Origin of the sequence: Rhizobium sp. BK376, assembly GCF_004341625.1 — a bacterium.
GTDB lineage: Bacteria > Pseudomonadota > Alphaproteobacteria > Rhizobiales > Rhizobiaceae > Rhizobium.
In genome coordinates, this window is record NZ_SLZG01000005.1 from 331,578 (window position 1) to 353,741 (window position 22,164).

Here is a 22,164-nt window from a genome sequence, read left to right on the forward strand (position 1 = left end):
CATGCCAGTCTATATATTGAGACGTCTGTTTCAGGCGCTCTTCGTTGTGATCGTCGTGACATTGCTTGTCTCCTACGCCATCAGGCTATCGGGGGACCCGACCAGCATGTTGATGAGCGGCGGCGGCGCCATCAGCGAAGACGATCTGCAGCATATCCGCGACGGCCTCGGGCTAAACCAGCCGTTTCACATGCAATATATCCATTTCCTCGAAGGCATCCTGACGGGCGACTTCGGCAGGAGCTTCTTTGGCGGGGGCTCCGTCTGGAGCATGATCGCACAGGCGCTTCCCGCGACCCTGCTGCTCGCCTTCCTGTCGCTCATCCTCTCCTTTCTGATCTCGATCCCGCTCGGCATTCACGCGGCGGTCAAGGCAGGCTCCCTCTCGGATCAGTTGATCCGCATCCTGTCGCTGGTCGGCCTTTCCTTCCCGAATTTCTGGCTGGCGATCATGCTGGTCCTGATCTTCTCGATCAAACTCAACCTGCTGCCGGCAAGCGGCTTCCTCGAATATACCGGCCTCGTCATGCCGGTGGTGACGCTCGCCCTCATCCTTTCGGCGGTCAACGTGCGCATCGTGCGCTCGGCGATGCTGGAAACGCTGTCGACGCAATATATCCTCGTCTCCCGCGCCAAGGGCCTGAAAGACCGGGTCGTGCTCTACAAGCATGCGCTGCGCAACTGCCTGATCCCGCTGCTCACCTTCGTCGGCCTGCAGTTCGGCGATCTGCTCGGCGGCGTCGTCATCGTCGAGCGGGTCTTCAACTGGCCCGGCATGGGCAGCCTCGCCTTCGATGCCATCTCGTCGCGCGACTATCCTGTCCTGCAGGGCGTCATCACGGTCATGGCGCTGCTGATCGTCATCACCAACCTTTTGATCGACGTCGCCTACGGCATCATCGACCCTCGCATCGGGAGAGGCTGAGCATGGCGACCTCGACGACCAAGACCGCTTCCGTCTTCCGCCACACCCCGCTCGAACTCATCCTCGGCCTGATCTTCACGATCGGCATGGTGCTGCTCGTCGTCTTCTCGGACGTCATTTTTGGCAGCAAGGCCGACATGATGGACCTGCGCGCGCGCCTGCTGCCGCCCTTCGTCAGCCTTAACCACATCCTCGGCACTGATCCTCTCGGACGTGACGTGCTTGCCCGCATCGCCGCCGGCGGCAAGATTTCGCTGATCGTCGGCCTGGTATCCGTCGCAGGAGCCACTGTGATCGGCACCATCGCTGGCCTGATCGCCGGCTATTTCCGCGGCATAGCCGACATGATCCTGATGCGCATTGCCGACATCCAGCTGGCCATGCCCTTCATCCTGATGGCAATCACCTTCATCGCCATCGTCGGCCCCGGCCTGTCGATCCTGATCCTGCTTATGATCGTGGCGCAATGGGTGCAATATGCCCGCCTTGTGCGCGGTCTTGTGCTCTCGCTCAGGGATCGGGAATTCATCCAGTCGGCTCGCGCCATCGGCGTTGGCAATCTGCGCATCATCGTCCACCACATCGTGCCGAATATCATCGGCCCGGTGATCGTGCTGATGACGCTGAATATCGCGACCAACATCCTTCTTGAAAGCAGCCTGACCTTCGTCGGCCTCGGCGTCGATGCGACGATCCCGAGCTGGGGCGGAATGCTCGCCGACGGGCGCACCTATGTGCAGTCCGCCTGGTGGGTCACCGTCTTCCCCGGCTTCGCCATCATGTTCACCGTGCTCGGCCTCAACCTTCTCGGCGACTGGCTGCGCGACTATCTCGATCCTACGAGGGAAAAATGACCAAGCTTCTCGATCTCGCCGTTCCGCGCACGCTCGACGTGCTCGTTTCCGATCTGCTGCAGCAGAAGCCCGTCGCTCCGGTCGAGGCCTGGCTCTTCGATGACGGTCCGTCCCGCAGGGCAGCAGAGGAAAAGCTGGCCGCATCAGGCCTCAAGGCCCGCATTCGCAGCGCCTACAAGCCGCTCGTCTATTTCTTCCTGGAAGAGGTGGACATCGCTTCGCTCGCCCGCATCGAGATCGGCTATCCCGTTCATGCTGCCGCAGCACCCTCGCGCTTCCTGATCGAGGCCTATCCGCTGGCGGCACTCGTCGGCGATGCGGAAATCTCCTTTTACACGAACGATCTCGACCTCACCTACGACGTCAAGCTCGTCACTAAGAGCGGCGAAACGGCGACGCATCATGTCTTCGCCCCGAATGTCGTCGAGGACGATCATGTCGGCACGACGGTACTGCGCTGCTGCGGCTGGCGGCGGACGGAAGGCGAGATAGGCGAGCGTCTGAAGTCGGATTTCGAGACGCTGTTTCTGGCGGCCATCGATGCCATCAAGACGCATGAATGGCAGCGCAAGGAACCCTATTTCGATCGCCTGCGCATCGTGGTGGAGCTCCCTGCCAAGGATTTGACGCTTGATTTCTGCAGCGAAGTCATCAGCCTGCGCGAAGCCATGCATGAAGACCTTTTCTTCAGCGTGCGCGAATGCCTGAACGCGACCATGGGCGCCATGGCCGGCCGCGGCGGTGCTCGCCCGGGACAGGTCGTGCCCGATATCAAGGGCACCGACGGCACGCCGCGCATTGTCATGACGGTGGAGGATTTCGGCGAGCATGGCGAGACCGAAGGTGCTGCCATTCCGATGGAAACCGCCGACCGCCCCCTGAAGATCAGCCAGATCAGGCAGGAAGTCTCCCGTATCGATGGCGAGGAAATCCATGCTGTCTCCCGCGAAGGCCGGAATGTCGTCGGACGCTACAAGAAGGGTTCCGGCCCCGCGGTGCTGATCTCCTCCGGCCAGCACGCCAACGAGACCAGCGGCCCTGTCGGCGCACTTCGCGCGACGCAGAAGCTCGCCGCCGATCCGGAAGCCCATTTCGCCATCATCCCTGTCGAGAATGTCGACGGCTACGAGCTGCACCAGCGCCTGATCGTGGAGAACCCCTTCCATATGCACCATGCCGCCCGCTACACGGCAATGGGCGACGATCTCTCCTTCACCGTGCCGGATCCGAACTCGATCTACGAGCGTGCGGCACGCAACAAGGCTTTGGCCCTTTCCGGGGCAAAACTGCATCTTAACCTGCATGGCTATCCCTCGCATGAGTGGACGCGTCCCATGTCTGGCTATCTGCCGCGCGGCTTCGAAATGTGGACGATCCCCAAGGGCTTCTTCCTCATCCTTTGCGCCCATCCGGGCTGGGAAGAAATCGGCGAAGCCCTCATCGACGAGGTGGCGCTCAAGCTTTCCGCCGACAAGAACCTCGTCGCATTCAATGCCAAGCAACTGGCATGTGTGAAAGTTCACATGCCGGAAGCGCCGTTCGAAGTGCGCTACGGCATTCCCTGCATCCGTCAGGTGAGCGAATATTATCAGGCGCCGCTGACGATCATCACTGAGGCAACCGACGAAACCGTCTATGGACAGGATTTCATCGATACACACGATGCACAAATGAACACGGTTCTACACGCGGTCGAAGTCTATCGGCGCCTCGCCAAGGAAAGTGATTTGCCGATAAGCTGATTTTCTCTATTTGCAGAGGCGCCCCTGAAAGCGAATCCAGGACCTAGTCCGTGTTCGTCCTGTCAAAGCAGGGCGCTAAGAGTTTTCCCTTGAGCCAAGGAGAAAGTCATGAACGTTCAGCAGATGTCTGCCCAGATGTCCGGCAAGCCGGGTTTCGTTGCAGCCCTTGACCAAAGCGGCGGATCGACGCCGGAGGCGTTGCGTCTCTATGGTATCCCGGACACGGCCTATCATAGCGATGCCGAAATGTTCGAGCTCATTCATCAGATGCGCTTGCGCATCATTACAGCTCCGTCCTTTTCCGGCGAAAAGGTCATTGGGGCAATCCTCTTCGAACGGACGATGGACAGCGATATCGGCGGCAAGCCGATCCCTTCCTATCTCTGGGAGGATCGCGGTGTCGTGCCCCTGCTCAAGGTCGACAGCGGTCGTGAGCCAGAGAGCGACGGCGTATTGATGATGAAGCCGATGCCGCGGCTCGATGCGCTGCTTGAGCGTGCCGTGAACAAGGGCATCTATGGCACGAAGATGCGATCGGTGGTGAGACTTCCGTCCGCCAGCGGGATTGCTTCCGTCGTGGCTCAGCAATTTGAAGTCGCCCGCCAGATTTCGAGTTACGGCCTGACGCCGATCGTCGAACCCGAAGTGTTGATCAGCAGCCCCGACAAGGCCGGTGCCGAGGCGATCCTTTGCGAGGAGATAAGCAAACAGCTCGCGCTCCTGCCTGCCGACGTCAAGGTGATCCTCAAGCTGACGATCCCGACGGTCGCCGATCTCTACAAGGGGCTGGTCGAGCATCCGAATGTCGTACGCGTGCTTGCGCTTTCCGGCGGTTATAGCCGTCACGAGGCGTGCGCGCTGCTCAGTCAGAACAAGGGCATGATCGCGAGTTTTTCGCGCGCACTGATCGAAGAACTCCGCCATGACATGACGGATGCGGCGGTCGATGAAGCGCTCGTTCGCAGCATTGACGAGAGCTATAAAGCAAGCGTGACGAAGGCTTGACGTTAATATCCCACGTATCATCGATCGCGGCTTTTCGATGCGGCGATCGATGATTTTGTATTTCGCGGTCCGCTGTATTGTCACTATGGCCTTTCGATAAGATCATTGTTGGTTGCGAACTTTGCCGCTGCTGTTGGCGAAGCGCTGCGGCTGTGTCAAAAGATTTGCGGTCAGTTCATCCAAGGGAATCAATGTGACGATCGGGCTTGCCCATGCCGAACTCATGGCCGTCGTGACGGCGGTGACTAAGGATGAGCCGCGCATCATGACTGTCCGATCCGGAGAAGCGCTGCCATCCGGTCCCTTCGAACTCGGTCACCGAACCCTGCAGAGCGGTCTGCGCGAATGGATCCAGGAGCAGACCGGCCATCCGATCGGTTATCTAGAGCAGCTCTACACATTCGCCGACCGCGACAGGAACAACGAGATCCTCGGTGGCAGGACGATTTCGATCAGTTATCTCGGTCTCGTTCGCGAGCAGGACGCACCCGGCACCGGACGGCCGGCCTGGCATGGATGGTACGAATACCTGCCCTGGGAAGACCAACGGCAGGGGCCGCCCGAAGTGCTGGCAAGCCTCATCGACAAGCTGCGACTCTGGGCTGACGCGGATCCCGCGCGGCGTGGAGACCGGCACAAGCGGGCCGACTTCATCTTCGGGCTTGATGGCGGCGGCTGGAACGAAGATCTCACCTTACAGCGCTATGAGCTGCTTTACGAAGCCGGGCTTGTCGCGGAGGCCGGCGGCGAGGGCGGCAATTTCGGCCGGCCGATGTTTGCCGATCACCGGCGCATTCTTGCGACCGGCGTGGCGCGTCTACGCGCAAAGATCAAATACCGCCCGGTCGTTTTCGAGCTCATGCCGGAAACATTTACGCTGCTGCAACTCCAGCACACCGTAGAGGCGCTCGCGGGGCTGGGTCTCCATAAGCAGAACTTCCGCCGCCTTATCGAGCAGCAAGACCTAGTCGAGGAAACCGGCGGAATGACCGGTGAAACCGGCGGCCGCCCGGCCAAGCTTTTCCGCTTCCGGCCGACGGTCGTCGAAGAGCGCGCGCTCTCTGGAACAAAACTGCCTCTCTCCCGCAATTGACATATGCTCACAATGAGAATATCTCCGCGTTCGTGATATGCTCAAACTGAGTATAAAGGAGATTGCTGTGAACCTCCCCCTTTCCACTTCCTCTCTCTATGAACGGGTCAGCCGGGTCATTCCAAAAGCAGAATGGATGATGTTCGAAGACGACGTTCAGGCAATTCTTGAACTCAAGCGCAAGCGTAACGCCGTCATCCTCGCGCATAACTATCAGACGCCGGAAATCTTCCATGGTGTGGCTGACATCGTCGGCGACAGCTTGGCGCTTGCCCGCAAGGCGATCGATGTCGACGCCGACGTCATCGTTCTTGCCGGAGTGCATTTCATGGCGGAGACGGCAAAGCTTCTCAATCCGGCAAAGACTGTGCTGATCCCCGACATGGCCGCGGGGTGCTCTCTCGCCGAGTCGATCACACCCGAGGATATCGCGCTGTTGCGACAGGCCCATCCCGGCGTTCCCGTGGTGACCTATGTGAACACGTCAGCTGCGGTGAAGGCTGCCTCCGATATCTGCTGCACGTCAGGCAACGCAAGACAGGTCGTGGAGGCTCTTGGAGTGCCGAAAGTCCTGATGATCCCGGACGAATATCTGGCGCGCAACATTGCGAGGGAAACCAAGGTGGAGATCATCGCATGGCACGGGCATTGCGAGGTGCACGAACTTTTCAGTGCCGATGATGTCCGCCAACTTCGCGAAAACCATCCCGGCGTAACCGTGCTCGCGCATCCGGAATGTCCGCCCGATGTCGTGGCGGAGGCGGACTTTGCCGGCTCGACGGCCGCGATGTCAGACTATGTCGGCGCAAGCAAGCCGGCGCGGGTGGTGCTTCTGACCGAGTGCTCGATGAGCGATAATGTTGCCGTCCATTATCCGGATGTCGAGTTCATCCGCCCTTGCAATCTCTGCCCGCACATGAAGCGCATCACGCTTGCGAATATCCGCACGGCGTTGGAGGAGAACCGTCACGAAGTGACAGTGGATGCGGGGATTGCTGCGGCGGCGCGCCGGGCTGTCGAAAGGATGTTGGCGATATGACCGAGATCCTGCATCAGTTTAAGGGCCGCCCGGTCGTTGTCGGCAGCGGGCTTGCGGGTTTGATCGCGGCGCTTACGCTTGCGCCGGAACCGACCGTGATCGTCACGCGCGGTGCGCTTGGCGCTGAAACCTCGAGCGCGTGGGCTCAGGGCGGTATTGCCGCCAGCCTTGGCGCCGATGACAATCCGGGCCTGCATCTCGCCGATACGCTTGCGGCCGGCGACGGCCTTTGCGATCCCGGTGTCGCCGGCGGCATCATCGGCGAAGCGCAGGACGCCATTGCCCTCCTGCAGCGCTACGGTGTCCGCTTTGACCAGAACCCCAGCGGCGAATTCGCACTCGGCCTGGAGGCCGCCCATTCGCGCCGCCGCATCGTCCATGCCGGGGGCGATGGATCGGGCGCCGCGATCATCCGGGCTCTGATTGCAGCTGTTGCCAAGAGGTCTTCGATTGCCGTGCTTGAAGGCTTTGAAGCACGGCGGATACTGACAGCGGATGGCAGCGTCTGCGGTCTGCTTTGCTCTGGCCCCACCGGCGATATCGTCCTGCCGTCATCGCGCGTGCTTCTGGCAACCGGCGGCCTCGGCGGCCTCTATGAGGCCACGACCAATCCCGCCTCGAATTTTGGTCAGGGCATCGCGCTTGCAGCGCGAGCCGGCGCCGTGCTTGCGGATATGGAATTCGTGCAGTTTCACCCGACGGCGCTCGATAGTCGCCGCCGGCCGCTGGCACTTGTGAGTGAAGCGGTGCGTGGCGAAGGCGCCGAACTCGTCAATGAAAGGGGCGAGCGCTTCATGGCGGATACTCCCGGCGAGGAACTCGCGCCGCGGGATGTGGTCGCCCGTGCCATCAGCGCCGAGATCGCCCGGGGCGGTCGCGTCTTTCTCGACGCACGCAGGGCTCTTGGTCCTCGCTTTGGTGTCCGGTTTCCGGCGATCGCGGCGCTCTGCCATGAGGCAGGTATCGATCCCGGTAGCGCACTGATCCCCGTCCGTCCGGCCGTCCACTATCACATGGGCGGCGTTGCGACGGACGAAGAGGGGCAAAGCAGCGTAGCCGGCCTGTGGGTCGCAGGTGAGGTTGCGTCGACCGGCTTGCATGGCGCCAACCGGCTTGCCAGCAATTCCTTGCTTGAAGCGACCGTTATGGGCGCACGTGCCGCCCGCAATATGAGCTTGTTCCGCTCGCAGCCGGCACTCGGCGACATTCCATCGACGCCTCCGATAGCCGACAGCGCATCTATTCGAACCGTAGTCTCACGTCATCTCGGCGTGCTGCGCAATGCAGGCGCCATGCATGGCGCGATTGCCTCGCTTTTGCCGCTGGCAGAAGGAGATGGCGCGTCGTCCGATCCGGCGATCGTGGCGTTGCTGATCGCCGTCTTCGCAAGCCTGCGTACGGAGTCGCGCGGCGCCCATGCGCGCACCGATTTTCCGCTGAAACAGCTCGTAGCCCGGCGCCGCAAAATGGCGCTCGACGAGGCGCTGGCAATAGCCCGTGCCGCGACATCCCAAGACTTTGCAAGGAGCGCATGACATGAGCCTCGTCCCCCTTCCACGTGTGGTCATCGAACCGATAGTGCGGACTGCACTCATCGAGGATCTCGGCCTTTCCGGCGACATAACCTCCGCTGCCGTCATTCCGGAAGACCACCGGTCCACCGTCGTCTTGGCTGCACGCCAGCCGGGCGTGATTGCTGGGCTCGATGCCGCGGACCTCGCCTTTCAACTCGTCGACCCCACCATCGTCATGACGCGCAACCTGAAAGACGGTATGGCGGTCAGGCCGGGCGACGTCGTCGCAACCATCTCCGGACCTTCGCGTGGCTTGCTGACGGCAGAGCGCACGGCGCTCAATTTCCTGGGCCATCTCTCGGGCATCGCCAGCGTTACCGCGTCGATCGCCGCGGCAATCGCAGGAACGAAGGCTGCTGTGGCCTGCACCCGCAAGACGACGCCTGGCTTGCGCGCGCTTGAAAAATATGCGGTCAGAGCAGGCGGCGGCATGAACCATCGCTTTGCCCTGCACGACGCCATGCTGATTAAGGACAATCATGTTGCGATTGCAGGTGGTGTCCGTGAAGCTCTTCGTCGCGCCAAGACCTCGGTAGGGCACATGGTGAAAATAGAAATCGAGGTCGATACGCTGGACCAGTTGGTCGAGGTCATGGAGGATGGCGTCGATGCGGTCCTGCTCGACAACATGCAGCCTGGCGAATTGCGGGAGGCCGTTCGCATCGTCGACGGACGGGCAATCACAGAAGCCTCAGGACGCATCACTCCGGAAACCGCAGCCGCGATAGCTGCCTCGGGCGTAGACCTTATCTCCGTCGGCTGGATTACCCACAGCGCTCCTGTCCTCGATATCGGCCTTGATTTCGATAGCTGATATAAAAGCTTTGAAGGTGTTCCGATGGACGGGCATCTCCAGCACGTCCATCGGTCATCTAATCGTTTTTATCAGCCGCAGCTCATTGACGTTGCGCGCTCGTTGCAATTTCTATGCGCCCGAGGTGGAGTGATGGAGGAAGAATGCGCGTTTTCTCGAACATACGCGAGTTGCGCAGAGCGCTCGATGCGTTGAGACGGCACGGGCGCGCGGTCGGGCTTGTTCCGACCATGGGCTACCTGCATGCCGGACACATGGAACTCGTCTCGCGCGCACGGGCCGAAAACGACATTGTCGTCGCCTCGATTTTCGTCAATCCGTTGCAGTTCGGGCCAGCGGAGGATCTCAGCAAGTATCCCCGCGATCTGGAACGCGACACCGCCATGCTAAGAGAGGCAGGCGTCAACATGCTCTTTGCCCCTGGTGTCGAAGACATGTACCCGCAGCCGATGCTGACGGTGGTCGATGTCCCTGAGATCGGCAGCGAACTTGAAGGCGCCGTGCGGCCGGGGCATTTCGCCGGAGTCGCGACCGTTGTCTCCAAGCTTTTCAACATCGTACAGCCGCAGCGGGCCTATTTTGGCGAGAAGGATTATCAGCAGGTCGTCGTCATCAAGCGCATGGTCGAGGATTTGACGATGCCGGTGCGGATTATCGCCGTGCCAACGGTGAGGGACAAGGACGGCCTCGCGCTCTCCTCGCGCAACGTTTATCTCAGCGAGACGGAGCGCCGTGCCGCCATTATCGTCCCGCAGACGCTTGACGAGGCGGAGCGACTGGTCGCGGACGGGATGACGGATCCGCAAGATCTCGAGGACAGGTTGACGGCTTTCCTCGGCCGCGAACCTCTGGCCAATGCGGAGGTCGTTGCCGTCAGGGATGCCTCGACTTTGCGCCCTGTTACTGAGATCAAGGACCCGGTCGTCGTTGCCCTGTTCGTGCGGATCGGCACGACACGGCTTCTCGATAACCGCGTTCTCGGCGGACAGGGCATGGTAAGGAAAGGAGCTAGTCGATGAGTGCAACCGGGATCCAAAAGCGCCTGACGCCATCGCGCATTACGGCCATGAAGGGAACCACGCCAATCGTCTGCCTGACTGCATATACGACGCCGATCGCGCGTCTGCTCGATGAGCATTGCGATCTGCTCTTGGTCGGCGACTCGCTCGGCATGGTGCTCTACGGCATGGAAACCACCACGGCCGTGACGGTCGACATGATGATCGCGCACGGCCAGGCGGTCATGCGCGGCGTCGGCCACGCATGCGTCGTTGTCGACATGCCGTTCGGAAGCTATCAGGAATCGAAAGAGGTCGCCTTTCGCAATGCCGTTCGCATCCTGCAGGAAACCGGCTGCGATGCGGTCAAGCTCGAAGGCGGCGAAGAGATGGTTGAGACCATCGCCTTCCTGACGGCGCGGGGCATTCCGGTTCTCGGACATATCGGCCTGATGCCGCAGCTGGTTCATACGGCCGGCGGCTATCGCTCGGTCGGCCATTCGGAACAGGAGGCTGCAAAAATCCGCCGTGACGCGAACGCGATCGGGAATTCCGGTGCCTTTGCAGTCGTGGTCGAGGGTACGGTGGAGCCCCTGGCCCGCGAAATCACAGCCGCAATGCATGTGCCGACGATCGGTATCGGCGCGTCGGTGGCCTGCGATGGCCAGGTTCTGGTTTCGGACGACATGCTCGGGCTTTTCAATGAATTCACGCCGCGCTTCGTCAAGCGCTACGACGAACTTGGAAAACGGGTTGCCGCTGCTGTCGCGGAATATGCCGGGGATGTCCGGGGACGTCGATTTCCGGCGCTGGAAAACACGTTCAAGCGGCGGCCTTGAAGAGAGCGAGCGTTCAGGCGGCGCGTTGGTGTCGCCTGATCATAGATCATTCTTTAGGCGTGACTAATCCCCAAGCCAGCCCCCGGTAAATCCGGCCCGGCGCAGGCCGACCACAACCGGTTTGCAGTGGCGCATGATATTCCACAGCAGCCCCGTCCTGTAGTTTTCGATCATCAGGACGACCGGGCCCTGGTCGATGCCGAAATGATAGGGGCTGACCCACCATCCGGTTTCGCTGCTTTCCAGCGGGTAAGTCTGATTGAACGAGGGCTTGAAGCCGTATAGACGCGCCATGCCGAGGCGCATTTTCGAAAAGCTCCGGATGGTCGGAATGACGATCTCGGGGGCGAAGGGCAGGGAGGCGACCGCTACCCACGGCGAGACGGTTCCGTCGTCCGGTCCGAAAGGTGCGCCCCTTGCGACATAGTCGAAGAATTCCCGCTCCACGCTGTCGATCGTCTTTTTGATCCAACCAGGTCCGTCGCTTGCCGTGAATCCCCAGCAGTGCTTTCCATAACCAACGAATTTCTTCGGATTACGGATGGCGTATTCCTGATGGACATAGGTCGCGTGACGGCTGTTCTGGAAGTAGTCGCTATCGTGATCCCGCATGAATTCGTCGCGGATGCCGCGGAAGTCGATCCACATATGCGAGAGCTGGTGCGTGAACAGCGGCCCGGAATAGAGCAGCTCGCGCCCGTAGATGTTTCTCCAATCGTAACTTTCGGTATAGGCGGCATATGCTTCGGGCGGCAAGGGATGGGTCGGCGACCCCAGGCCGAGAAAATAGAGCAGCAGCCCTTCGTCATATCCCCGCCAACGATAGGGAATGAACCCGTTTTCCGGTCGCCAGCCGTGCGTGAGGGTCAGTCCGTTATCGCAAGCCCAATTCCAGTCGACTCGTTCGTAGAGTTCATTGGCGATCCGCCGGATTTCGATCTCATCCGGGGTGTCGCCGTCGAAATAGGCGGCCACCGTGAGTGCTCCGGCAAACAGGAAGGCCGAGTCGATAGTGGACAATTCGCACTGCCAGACCCGACGACCGGTTTCTATGTCGAGGAAATGATAGAAGAAGCCCTTGTAGCCCGATGCATCCGGCTCCGGACCCTGAGGGCATGACAGCAGGAATGCTAGGCGCCTTCGGGCAATCTTGGCAGCGAACGGCCGGATGATGATGCCGCGCTCCACCACGACAGGAAGCGTCGCCAAAGCCATTCCGATAGCGGCGATGCTGGCCGGCGCATCGATTTGCGTCTTGTCGCGCACCAGCCCGTTGTCCGGGTTGGTGCATTGCAGATAGTAGAGGATCGTCGTGAACTGAAGCCTACCGAGGTCCTCCTCGGTAGGCATGCGATCAAGATCGGAATTGGTCGAGAGCCTTTGGGTCATAGGTGGCCGGCAATCGCTAGGACGCCGCGTGAGGGCCGCCATTCTGCGTCTTTCATACGTTGTCCCCCTCCGTAGATGTCGTGCGGGACGATTCCGCGGGGCTCTTCAGACCCCATTTCCATCCGCTGATCGCCGGCATGTCATCGCCATATTGCTCGATGTACTCGCGATGCTCGATCAGCTTGGCATGGAGTGCCTGCTTGAAATAGGCGGCACGAGCACCGAGCTGCGGCAACCGGTCAATGACGTCCTCGACCAGATGGAACCGATCGAGCTCATTCATAACCACCATGTCGAAGGGCGTGCTTGTCGTGCCTTCTTCCTTGTAGCCGCGCACATGGAGATTGTGGTGGTTGTGCCTGCGATAGGTGAGCCGGTGGATCAGCCACGGATAGCCATGGAAAGCGAAGATGATCGGCTTGTCCTTGGTGAACAGGGCGTCGAAATCAGCGTCCGACAGTCCGTGAGGGTGCTCTTCTTTTGGTTGCAATTTCATCAAGTTCACAACATTGATGACGCGCACCTTCAGCTCGGGCAGATGTTCACGGATGAGTTGGACTGCGGCGAGTGTTTCGAGGGTTGGAACATCGCCGCAGCATGCCATGACCACATCCGGCTCGCTGCCCTTGTCGTTGCTCGCCCACTCCCAGATGCCAAGGCCCATGGTGCAATGCTTGACGGCTTCCTCCATGGTCAGCCATTGCGGCGCGGGCTGCTTGCCGGCAACGACCACGTTGACGTAGTTGCGGCTGCGCAGGCAGTGGTCGGTGACAGACAGGAGCGTATTGGCATCCGCCGGCAGGTAGACACGGACGACGTCAGCCTTCTTGTTGACGACGTGGTCGATGAAGCCTGGGTCCTGGTGGCTGAAGCCGTTGTGATCCTGTCGCCAGACGTGGGAACTCAGGAAATAGTTCAGCGAGCCGATCGGCCGCCGCCACGGGATCTCGTTGCAGACTTTCAGCCACTTGGCATGCTGGTTGAACATCGAGTCGATGATGTGGATGAAGGCTTCGTAGCAGGAGAAGAAGCCGTGGCGACCCGTCAGGAGGTAGCCTTCCAGCCACCCCTGGCATTGGTGTTCGCTGAGAACTTCCATGATGCGGCCATCGGGCGAAAGATGGTCGTCCTCCGGATAGATCTCGGCCATGTAGCAGCGATCGGTGACTTCGAGCACATCCTGCCAGCGGTTGGAGTTGTTCTCGTCAGGACTGAACAGGCGGAAGTTCTTGCTTTTAAGGTTTGCCTTCATCACGTCGCGCAGGAATTTCCCCATCACGCGTGCCGATTCAACCATCGTTGCGCCGGGGCTCGGGACCTCCACCGCATAGTCGCGGAAATCAGGCATCTTGAGATCACGCAGCAGCAACCCGCCATTGGAGTGGGGATTGTCGCTCATCCGGCGATGGCCCGTGGGCGCCAGCGCAGCCAATTTCGGCTTGAAGCTACCATCCTCCTCGAAGAGCTCTTCGGGCCGGTAGCTCTTCATCCATTGCTCGAGGATGTGAATGTGCTCCGGCTTGTCCATCTCGCCCATGGGCACCTGATGCGACCGCCAGTAATCCTCGCATTTCTTCCCGTCGATCTCCTTTGGGCAAGTCCATCCCTTTGGGGTTCTGAATACGATCATCGGCCAGGCGGGACGCTTGACGTTGCCCTTCGTACGGGCCTCGGCCCAAATCGATCGGATTTCGGCGATGACCGTGTCGAGAGTTCCGGCGAGTTGCTGGTGAACCTTGTCGGGATCATGCCCCTCGACGAAATAGGGCTTGTATCCCATGCCCTCGAAGAATTTCTGCAACTCCTCCTTCGGGATGCGGGCGAGGAAGCATGGATTGGCGATCTTGTATCCGTTGAGATGAAGGATCGGCAGAACGCAGCCGTCGCGGGCCGGGTTGAGGAATTTATTGCCGTGCCATCCGGTCGCGAGTGGCCCTGTCTCGGCCTCGCCGTCGCCGACAATGCAGGCAACGATCAGGTCCGGATTGTCGAAGGCTGCGCCATAGGCGTGGCTTAAGGCATATCCAAGCTCTCCACCCTCGTGAATGCTGCCGGGCGTTTCCGGCGCGACATGGCTCGGTATGCCGCCTGGAAAGCTGAACTGCTTGAACAGTCTCTTCATGCCTTCCTTGTCTTGGCCGATATTCGGATAAACCTCGCTATAGGTGCCTTCCAGGTAGGCGTGAGCCACCAGCGACGGTCCGCCGTGGCCGGGGCCGATCACGTAGACCATGTTGAGGTCGTCACGCTTGATGACCCGGTTTAGATGCGTGTAGAGCATGTTCAGGCCCGGGGATGTTCCCCAGTGCCCGAGCAGGCGCGGCTTTACGTGTCCGCGTTTCAAAGGTTTCTTTAGGAGTGGATTGTCGAGCAGGTATATCTGGCCGACCGAAAGATAGTTGGAAGCTCTCCAATAGGCATCGACCAAGTGAAGTTCGTCGGTCGATAGGGGTTTTTCTGTTCGGGTACCGTCTGCTGCAGATTGCCTGCTAACTGCCGTCTCAAGCGAAGCCATCGAAGTCTCCCTGATGATGTCGGACTGTTATTGAGAACGATTTTCAAAGATTGCAGATGCGATGCTCAACGAAATGGAAGCTACGTTGTAGCGCCTGGTGCATGCAGGCTAAGGATAATGGGTGGTAGCTATGCCCCTGGAGAGATTTCCAGCAGGCAACGCCTCGCCCTACATGCAAATCTTGTATTTTAGTATTGCATAAAATTCAGGCCGAGTCACAAAAAATAACCCGAAGGGGTCGGACGAACGCCACTTCTCCGTGTGGTTTTCTCATTGCTTGTGCCGTCCCCTCACGGAACGGGACATGGCGTAGCATTCCAGATTTCACTCGCATATTCCGATATTGTGCGATCACTGGAAAATCTCCCTGAACTCGCGATGTTTAAGACTGCCTTCCTGGTCCATGCTTCCGGCTTGGCGTAGAGTGATTGAAGCTTGCGGTCTGCTTCCATGTAGGACGTGAGATCCGCCAAATGCCTGTATGTGTCACCGCCGACGAGCAATATGTTGCGGATTGCATCGGTGAGCTGAGGCTCATGGCGAGAGAAATGACCTGACAAAATCAGGTCAAGAACGGAGCGAATCTCCGGCTCGTTCTCGTAGTGCCACCAGGGACTGTACCAGCCCTGGCTCTCGGCGACTTGCTGGGCGGTCAGCCCGAAGAGAAAGAAATTCTCCTCGCCCGCTGCCTCGGCCATTTCGATCGTTGCGCCGTCTCGGGTGCCGAGGGTCAAGGCGCCGTTCATCATGAATTTCATGTTGCTGGTACCACTGGCTTCAAATCCGGCGGTCGAGATCTGGTTCGAGACGTCGCTTGCTGGAACCAGGCGTTCGGCCACAGAGACGCAATATTCCGGCAGGAACACGACCCGGAGACGGCCACGCACCGCAGGGTCGCCATCTATCGTATCGGCAAGATTGTTCAGAAACTTGATGATGAGCTTGGCCACGTGATAGGCGGGCGCTGCCTTTCCGGCAAAGAAGAAAGTGCGTGCTGGCATGTTGATATCCGGGTTCTCGCGAAGCCGGTTGTAGAGCGCGACAATCCTCAGCCCGTTCAACAGTTGCCGTTTGTATTCGTGTATGCGCTTGATCTGGCAGTCGAAGATCGTATCCGGATCGACCTGGATGCCTGCTTGCGATTTCAGCCATTCGGCGAAACGCGACTTCGCCTGGCGCTTCGCCGCACGCACCGCAGCAATGAATTCGCCGTCATCGGCAAGCGGCTTCAGCCTTTCGAGATCCTCTGCCTTCGTGATCCAGCGATCACCAATGGCATCGGTTATGCAGCTGGCGAGATCGGGATTCGACAATAACAACCAGCGCCGCGGCGTAATGCCATTCGTCTTGTTGTTGAAACGATCGGGATAGAGTTCGGCTAAATCTTTTACCGTCACCTCTCGCAATAGTTTTGAGTGTATCGCAGCGACGCCATTGATGCTGTGGGAGCCCGTGATCGCAAGGTTCGCCATCCGGACCAGAGGATTGTTGCCGGATTCGACGATGCCCACCCGTGCGACACGATCGTTGTCGTCAGGCCAGCGTGCTGTCGCCTCCTGCCTCAGCCGGCGGTCGATCTCCAGTATGATCTCCATATGACGCGGCACCATGAGTTCGAACCAGCGGAGCGGCCATTTTTCCAATGCCTCGGGAAGAAGAGTGTGGTTCGTGTAGGCGAGCGTGCGCTTGGTGATATCCCAGGCCTCGTCCCAGCCCAGAGCAGCATCGTCCAGCAGGATGCGCATCAGTTCAGCAATGGCCAGACTCGGATGCGTGTCGTTAAGCTGGATCGCGGCCTTGTCGGGCAAGCAATTCCAGTCGCTATTATTCGCGCGGAAGCGACGAATGAGATCCGCCAGGGAGCATGCGACCAGGAAATATTCCTGAACAAAGCGCAGGCCTTGACCCATGCTTGTGGAATCGTCCGGGTAGAGCACGCGGGTGACGGTCTCTGCGGTCAAACGCTCGGCCAATGCGCCGACGAACTCCCCGGAGCTGAATTCCTGAAAATCGAAACTGTCGGGGGCCGCGGAAGCCCAGAGCCGCAGCGTGTTGATGGTCTTGCCGCCATACCCGACCACCGGCCTGTCATAGGGAATGCCGAGCAGCTTCGATGGCCTGCCGGTGATCGCCTTCAGGTTTCCGCTTCGCACCTCGAAGGAACAGCCGAGATCGATCGTCACTGCAAATTGCGGGCGCGCCACCTCCCAGGGGTCAGGTCGGCGCAGCCAGTTGTCGGGCTGCTCCTGCTGCCAGCCGTCCACGATCGTCTGCTTGAAGATGCCGTATTCATAGCGCAATCCATATCCCATGCCCGGCAATTGCATGGTTGCCATCGAATCCAGGAAGCATGCCGCCAGCCGCCCGAGCCCACCATTGCCGAGGCCTGCATCGGGTTCCTCCGCGAGGATCGCCAGTTCATCCAACTGGTTATCCTTGAAGAACTGACGGACCAGTGGGTCGAGGCGCAGGTTGAGGATGTTGTTGCTCAGCGACCGGCCGATCAGGAATTCCATCGAGAGATAATAGATGCGTTTGGGATTTTCCCGACCATAGACCTGTTCGGTCTGCTGCCAGCGTTGAGAAAGGATATCCCGAACGGAGCGGGCGGCCGCCTCGTATCGCTCCCGGTTTCCAACTTCGGACGGGATGAGCGCGTTGTCGAAAAGCAGATGTCGTTCATAGAGGGCGTTGTTGCCGCCGTTGAATTTGATCGGCCCGCAGCCGTATTGCAGCAGCAGGTCTTCCAGGGGACCGGGCTGCGGAAGGTCGCCCGGAAGGGCTGTGTGCTTGCTGGTCATGCCCCTTGCCCCCGTTGCTCGTTTTACCCTAGCGCTTTGAGACACCGCATCTTTGTGAAAGGACCTATGCTGGCTTGTTGCAATCCGCCCATCGGACTTGCGACGATCCCATGCTGAGCCGCCACTATCGAACCGCCTGAGATGATAGGTCTCGATAGTGTCTCGAGAACAGCGATCCTCGCCAGCGACGTAATCCAGAGACTTCAGAATGTTCTGTGAAGGAATAGGTGGTTATGTCGGTAGTCGGACGACTGCGTATTCAGGAAGAAGACTATGAGAAGTGCTCGACAACGCCTCTGACGCCATTGACACTTTCGGAAACAACACGTGCGGCTTTCTTGCACTCTTCCGTGTCGACATTTCCCCAGAGATGCACAATTCCGTCTGTAACGGTAACCTTCAACTCAAATCCCTCCAGTCCCGTATTTTCTCCCAGGCGGGTCGAGATGATGCGTTGAATGGCGTCGTCGCCGATCATTGTTCTATCCTGCCGAGCCACAAGAAATGCCTGGAGCAGGTCGGCGCGACTGACGATACCGATCAATTGTCCGTCCTTTACGACGGGAATGCGTTTGATGCCGTGCTCCGCCATCATCTGCGCGGCTTTGGCAAGAGAGGCATCCGCATGGATGGTTACGGGATTGCCGGTCATCGCATCGCCCACGCGCCAGGAATGACGCTTGATGTAGTCGTGGGCTCTGTCTTCGTGGGAAACTTTGGTGCCGGCAAGCGGGGCGAGTTCGCCTGCTCCCACTTCCGTTCTACGGATCAAGTCGCCTTCGCTGATAATGCCGACGAGCTGGCCCATATCATCAGCGACCGGAAGGCCACTTACGCTATTTTCCAGCATAGTTCGAGCCGCGTGCTCGACACTATTGTCAGGTGATATTTTGACGAGCGTAGCCGTCATTACATCTTTGACCAGCATCTCGGTTTCACTCCGAAGTGGCTCTGGTGGAAATGATAAACCTCTTACAACTCTTCCGCAACGGCCCCGTAAGCATTATGACACGGGATAATTGTGTCGATGAGCATCCCCGAAGTCGAGAATATCTATCGCACCATGCTATCAACTGGCTTTCAGGGCTTGCCTCGTTGATCGATCCACGCCCAGCTTCCGTCCTTGTGATATTCCAGAACGATGTCATACCGGCCGCGCGGCGTGCCGGGCTCTCCGAAATTGAGGCAGGCGATTGATCTCTCGGCGAAAAGTCCGAGGATCCGGTCCATCAGTTCATGACCAAAAGTCACTTCGCCCTTCTCCACGACGACATATCGGGGTGAGGCAACAATCGCATTGGCGACTATCAGGAGTTGCTGTTCCCGCGGCGACAGGACAGTTCCCCAGTCTTGTTCCCTGTCCGGATTCTCCGGGTCGATCAGATGGCCAAGCCCGAGTTCATCCAACAACCCGAGAATTTGCTCATCGGATATGCCGGGCGGCTTATCGACCGGTACGAGTGCTTGGCGCAGTGTTCCGGGAATGAGGTAGGGGCGCTGGGGGATGAAGCGGATCTGATCCTGCTGCGGACGAGTGATGCGTCCGCTGCCGGAAATGCTGATACCGGCCGCGGCCCGGAATAGCTCGACGCCGGCGACTTCGTCGTCTCCGACCACAAGCATTCTGACGTCGGTTGGGACGGATGCCGATAGATCCGCCAACAAGCGGCCTTTTGCGGGTGACGTCAACGTCACTTGATCGAAGGCAAGTTGCCCATCTGTTTCAAGGAGTTCGACATTGGATGTTCCTGATGGTTGCCTCTCCTCCATAACTTCCACCAGCGAGCTTAGGCGGGCAACGACGGCTGCGAAGTTGGAGAGCGACTTAAACTGACTGACGATAAAGGAAAATGCGGCCACAAGTATCGCAAACGCTGCAGCGGACTGGGTGACCACCCCGAACTCCATGTCGCCGTGAATGAAGGCCGGAGCGATGATGATGACAGGGATGATCTGTATCATCCAGTTATAGCCCGTGGTGAAGAAGCCGACATTGCGGTTGAGTGATATGATCCGTCTGAAATTGCCGGCAGCTTCATCGAACCGCTTCAGCAAAAGGTTCGCGTGGCGTTGCTCCCCTCCCTCGAACAGGATCGATTCAGCATTCTCTCGCACCCGGATCAGACTGGAGCGAAAGGCCGCCTCGGCGTCGAGTTGATTATATTGTAGGCTGATCAACGGTCGGCCCAACGCAATGGTCATGTAGGATCCGAATGCCGCGTAAAGGACGGCGGCGATGAAAAGCAGCGGACTGATCAGCCACAGCACTCCCGAGAAGGTCAAAATTGCCAGCACGCTATTGAGCAGCATCAGGACGAACGAAAGCGTTGTGACTGTAAACGCGTTGATATCGTCGGCAATTCTCTGGTCGGGATACGAGAGCTTACCTCCGACGCTCACTCTATAGAAGGTGCCGCCACTCATATAGGAGCCGACGACCCGATGGGTCAGGAACTCCCGCCAGAGCAAGGCGAGACGTTCCTCCGCAAAGCGGGCAATCACGGAAACGATGGTCGAGGCAGCGAATACGCCGGTGTAGAGAAATGCCTGGCGCGTGAACTCGGCGGTTCGCCTTTCGGCAATGGCCGTCATGAAGTTTCGACCGACGAAACTATTGACGACGTTGAGCGCGCTGATGCCGCAAAAGAGTGCGACCAGGGCAAAGAGAAGCAGCCTTGCCCTTCCGCCTACATGGGAAGTCAGGAAGACCTTGACCGCGCGGACAAACCTGGCGGCAGTCGTTTTGAGCGGAATGGGTTGCTGGCTCATACTTTCCCCCCGGGAGCTTTGCTTTAGCGAGGAGGAATATAGCCGCAGGCCGACAGTAAAGGGAGGAGGGGTTCGATGCCTGGCACGAAAATGCTTGGCAGGGTGACGGTGAGACGGGTAGGGTGAGATCTCTCAGTTCGCAAGGATGGCTGGACGAGGCATTCCGCGGCGCCAGCCTGTTAGTGTTTCGACATCGCATCCTTGCGACCTGCTGCGGTCGCCTTTTCCAGAACGGCCGAGGCTGCCTCCTTCGCCACGAGGAATGGTGATGTCTCGCCCGACGTGTGCGAAAGCACCAGGGCGCCCTGAAAGATCAGGCTGAGCTGCTTTGCGACCGAAGCAGGCTCGGCAAGACCCGCCTGCCGACATAGTTCGAGAAACTTGGCTTCGCCGCGAGTGTTCGCCTCTATTCCGAGCTCGACAATGCCGCGATGCTTGCCCGTAAATTCCTGCGCCGCCTTCATCCCCAGGCAGCCGCGGGTGAGCATGCGGCCGGGTATCCTGCTGACATCGAAGAATGCGACGATCTGCTCGCGGGGGTCGCTGATGATATCCGCCACCGGACCGAAGAGGTCATCCACGATAACCTGGCTATAACGCTGCAGCACCGCCTCGATCAGGTCTTCCTTGGACGGAAAATACTTATAGATCGTCCGCTTGGATATGCCGCTGCCAGCCAATGCGGCTTCCATTCCCGTCGCATGAAATCCGCCTTCGTAGAACCGATCGAAAGCGTATTTCACGATCTCAAGCTTCTTGCCTTCGATCTCGATGTTCTGGACCATCGCATCATCCTCATGAATGTCCGCCTCTGATCTATAGCGGTCCCCGTTGACGAAGTAAACGACTTCGTTTACATCCGCTTCAGGTAAACGGAAGCGTTTACTTTATCGGATGAGCGCGGCGATCCAATGCTCGCTCGAACCCGTGGTCCATTTGTAAACCGTCGGCTCCGAGCCGAGCGGTCTTCCGCATCCCAACAGCAAGTGATCAGACTCAGGAGAAGACTATGACCCTTTCTAACAAAGTTGCCCTGGTGACCGGCGCCAATCGCGGCATCGGCGCAGCCATAGTGCGGGAAATGCTTAAGGCCGGAGTGGCGAAAATATACGCCACCGCTCGCGATCCGGAGACCCTGCCGGCGTTTGGAGATCAGCGGGTTGTCCCGTTGCGGCTCGACATCACGAACGATGCGTCGGTGAATGCGGCAGCCGAAGCCGCCGGGGATGTCGATGTTCTCGTCAACAATGCAGGAACCTTGGCCTTCGGCGATTATCTCGACAGCAATTGGGAGACCTTCGAAGACGATATGCGGACTAATTTCTTCGGCACCCTTCGGGCTCTCAGAGCCTTCACGCCGCAGTTTGTCGCCCGTAAATCCGGCACGATCGCGAATGTGAGCAGCGTCGTCGGCCTCTCGGCCGTTCCCATGATGGCCGGGTATTCAGCATCCAAGGCCGCCGTACATTCCATCACGCAGTCCCTCCGCGGGACGCTGGAAAAGCACAACATCACCGTCATCGGCATTTATCCGGGACCGATCGAAACGGATCTGGCAAAGGAAGTGCCTTATCCGGAAAAGGCAACCCCCGAATATGCCGCCGCCAATATAGTAGATGGCATCGCCCAAGGGCAGACTTACATCTTCCCTGATCCCATGGCGCAGCAGGTCGAGCATCTCTGGTCGACCGACAACCGGCAGCTTGAATACGTCGCGCTGCATCTCGGCGGCTGAAGAATACCAGCAGCCTCATCGTGTGCATTTCCTGACGCCGGCCCGGTCCAACACGGGCCGGCGTCAACGCGA

General features: G+C 59.2%; 17 protein-coding genes. 11 read left to right on the forward strand and 6 right to left on the reverse strand.

Annotation, left to right across the window (positions count from 1 at the left end; translation table 11 throughout):
* The first annotated feature begins 1 nt into the window (after window position 1).
* From EV561_RS16010 to panB, 10 genes are all read left to right on the forward strand, one after another.
* The gene (locus tag EV561_RS16010; RefSeq protein WP_132523143.1) at window positions 2-925 is read left to right on the forward strand and encodes an ABC transporter permease; all 924 of its coding nucleotides are present in this window, start codon (window positions 2-4) and stop codon (window positions 923-925) included.
* Window positions 926-927: 2 nt separating this feature from the next.
* A complete protein-coding gene (locus EV561_RS16015) occupies window positions 928-1,779 on the forward strand; it encodes an ABC transporter permease (RefSeq protein ID WP_132523145.1) in 852 nt (283 codons plus the stop codon).
* Window positions 1,776-3,521, forward strand: coding sequence for a M14 family zinc carboxypeptidase (locus EV561_RS16020; RefSeq protein ID WP_132523147.1), 1,746 nt, complete (start codon window positions 1,776-1,778; stop codon window positions 3,519-3,521). The genes EV561_RS16015 and EV561_RS16020 overlap by 4 nt, the downstream gene beginning before the upstream one ends.
* A gap of 108 nt (window positions 3,522-3,629) precedes the next feature.
* Window positions 3,630-4,526: a fructose bisphosphate aldolase gene (locus tag EV561_RS16025; RefSeq protein ID WP_132523149.1), complete on the forward strand. Its 897-nt coding sequence runs from the start codon at window positions 3,630-3,632 to the stop codon at window positions 4,524-4,526.
* A 193-nt stretch (window positions 4,527-4,719) separates the two neighbouring features.
* Window positions 4,720-5,619, forward strand: a complete 900-nt coding sequence (locus EV561_RS16030; protein WP_132523151.1) for a hypothetical protein — start codon at window positions 4,720-4,722, stop codon at window positions 5,617-5,619.
* Between the two features lie 67 nt (window positions 5,620-5,686).
* On the forward strand, window positions 5,687-6,658 hold the full coding sequence (gene nadA / locus EV561_RS16035) for a quinolinate synthase NadA (protein ID WP_132523153.1): 972 nt from the start codon (window positions 5,687-5,689) through the stop codon (window positions 6,656-6,658).
* Entirely contained in the window at window positions 6,655-8,193 is a 1,539-nt protein-coding gene (locus EV561_RS16040; protein WP_132523155.1) for an L-aspartate oxidase, read from the forward strand. The genes nadA and EV561_RS16040 overlap by 4 nt, the downstream gene beginning before the upstream one ends.
* A gap of 1 nt (window position 8,194) precedes the next feature.
* Window positions 8,195-9,046, forward strand: coding sequence for a carboxylating nicotinate-nucleotide diphosphorylase (gene nadC, locus EV561_RS16045; protein WP_132523157.1), 852 nt, complete (start codon window positions 8,195-8,197; stop codon window positions 9,044-9,046).
* Window positions 9,047-9,189: 143 nt separating this feature from the next.
* Window positions 9,190-10,065 (forward strand): pantoate--beta-alanine ligase, encoded by an 876-nt coding sequence (panC, locus tag EV561_RS16050; RefSeq protein ID WP_132523159.1) that lies wholly within the window; start codon window positions 9,190-9,192, stop codon window positions 10,063-10,065.
* Window positions 10,062-10,883 carry a 3-methyl-2-oxobutanoate hydroxymethyltransferase gene (panB, locus tag EV561_RS16055; RefSeq protein WP_132523161.1) on the forward strand — a complete coding sequence of 274 codons (822 nt, stop codon included), beginning with the start codon at window positions 10,062-10,064 and terminating at the stop codon, window positions 10,881-10,883. The genes panC and panB overlap by 4 nt, the downstream gene beginning before the upstream one ends.
* A 63-nt stretch (window positions 10,884-10,946) precedes the next feature.
* Here the strand turns inward: panB and EV561_RS16060 are convergent, their stop codons facing one another.
* From EV561_RS16060 to EV561_RS16085, 6 genes are all read right to left on the reverse strand, one after another.
* Complete coding sequence (locus tag EV561_RS16060; RefSeq protein WP_132523163.1) at window positions 10,947-12,272, reverse strand: glucoamylase family protein; 1,326 nt, start codon at window positions 12,270-12,272, stop codon at window positions 10,947-10,949.
* Window positions 12,273-12,324: 52 nt separating this feature from the next.
* Window positions 12,325-14,787 carry a phosphoketolase family protein gene (locus EV561_RS16065; protein ID WP_132523165.1) on the reverse strand — a complete coding sequence of 821 codons (2,463 nt, stop codon included), beginning with the start codon at window positions 14,785-14,787 and terminating at the stop codon, window positions 12,325-12,327.
* A gap of 290 nt (window positions 14,788-15,077) precedes the next feature.
* Window positions 15,078-17,588 carry a glycogen/starch/alpha-glucan phosphorylase gene (locus tag EV561_RS16070; protein WP_132523167.1) on the reverse strand — a complete coding sequence of 837 codons (2,511 nt, stop codon included), beginning with the start codon at window positions 17,586-17,588 and terminating at the stop codon, window positions 15,078-15,080.
* 271 nt (window positions 17,589-17,859) lie between these two features.
* Window positions 17,860-18,516: a CBS domain-containing protein gene (locus EV561_RS16075; RefSeq protein ID WP_132523169.1), complete on the reverse strand. Its 657-nt coding sequence runs from the start codon at window positions 18,514-18,516 to the stop codon at window positions 17,860-17,862.
* Between the two features lie 152 nt (window positions 18,517-18,668).
* A complete protein-coding gene (locus EV561_RS16080) occupies window positions 18,669-20,357 on the reverse strand; it encodes an SbmA/BacA-like family transporter (protein WP_132523171.1) in 1,689 nt (562 codons plus the stop codon).
* 179 nt (window positions 20,358-20,536) lie between these two features.
* Window positions 20,537-21,142 (reverse strand): TetR/AcrR family transcriptional regulator, encoded by a 606-nt coding sequence (locus tag EV561_RS16085; RefSeq protein ID WP_132523173.1) that lies wholly within the window; start codon window positions 21,140-21,142, stop codon window positions 20,537-20,539.
* Window positions 21,143-21,366: 224 nt separating this feature from the next.
* Here EV561_RS16085 and EV561_RS16090 point away from each other — a divergent pair, with 224 nt between their 5' ends.
* The gene (locus EV561_RS16090) at window positions 21,367-22,092 is read left to right on the forward strand and encodes an SDR family oxidoreductase (RefSeq protein WP_132523175.1); all 726 of its coding nucleotides are present in this window, start codon (window positions 21,367-21,369) and stop codon (window positions 22,090-22,092) included.
* The last annotated feature ends 72 nt before the right edge of the window (window positions 22,093-22,164 follow it).

What these genes read in the sequence shown, in the direction of transcription:
- EV561_RS16080 (WP_132523171.1), bottom strand. Translation starts at nt 20,357, where the DNA reads ATGAGCCAGCAACCCATTCCGCTCAAAACGACTGCCGCCAGGTTTGTC.
- EV561_RS16040 (WP_132523155.1), top strand. Translation starts at nt 6,655, where the DNA reads ATGACCGAGATCCTGCATCAGTTTAAGGGCCGCCCGGTCGTTGTCGGC.
- EV561_RS16090 (WP_132523175.1), top strand. Translation starts at nt 21,367, where the DNA reads ATGACCCTTTCTAACAAAGTTGCCCTGGTGACCGGCGCCAATCGCGGC.
- panC (WP_132523159.1), top strand. Translation starts at nt 9,190, where the DNA reads ATGCGCGTTTTCTCGAACATACGCGAGTTGCGCAGAGCGCTCGATGCG.
- EV561_RS16075 (WP_132523169.1), bottom strand. Translation starts at nt 18,516, where the DNA reads ATGCTGGTCAAAGATGTAATGACGGCTACGCTCGTCAAAATATCACCT.
- EV561_RS16020 (WP_132523147.1), top strand. Translation starts at nt 1,776, where the DNA reads ATGACCAAGCTTCTCGATCTCGCCGTTCCGCGCACGCTCGACGTGCTC.
- EV561_RS16070 (WP_132523167.1), bottom strand. Translation starts at nt 17,588, where the DNA reads ATGACCAGCAAGCACACAGCCCTTCCGGGCGACCTTCCGCAGCCCGGT.
- EV561_RS16065 (WP_132523165.1), bottom strand. Translation starts at nt 14,787, where the DNA reads ATGGCTTCGCTTGAGACGGCAGTTAGCAGGCAATCTGCAGCAGACGGT.
- nadC (WP_132523157.1), top strand. Translation starts at nt 8,195, where the DNA reads ATGAGCCTCGTCCCCCTTCCACGTGTGGTCATCGAACCGATAGTGCGG.
- EV561_RS16010 (WP_132523143.1), top strand. Translation starts at nt 2, where the DNA reads ATGCCAGTCTATATATTGAGACGTCTGTTTCAGGCGCTCTTCGTTGTG.
- EV561_RS16060 (WP_132523163.1), bottom strand. Translation starts at nt 12,272, where the DNA reads ATGACCCAAAGGCTCTCGACCAATTCCGATCTTGATCGCATGCCTACC.
- EV561_RS16025 (WP_132523149.1), top strand. Translation starts at nt 3,630, where the DNA reads ATGAACGTTCAGCAGATGTCTGCCCAGATGTCCGGCAAGCCGGGTTTC.
- EV561_RS16085 (WP_132523173.1), bottom strand. Translation starts at nt 21,142, where the DNA reads ATGGTCCAGAACATCGAGATCGAAGGCAAGAAGCTTGAGATCGTGAAA.
- EV561_RS16015 (WP_132523145.1), top strand. Translation starts at nt 928, where the DNA reads ATGGCGACCTCGACGACCAAGACCGCTTCCGTCTTCCGCCACACCCCG.
- panB (WP_132523161.1), top strand. Translation starts at nt 10,062, where the DNA reads ATGAGTGCAACCGGGATCCAAAAGCGCCTGACGCCATCGCGCATTACG.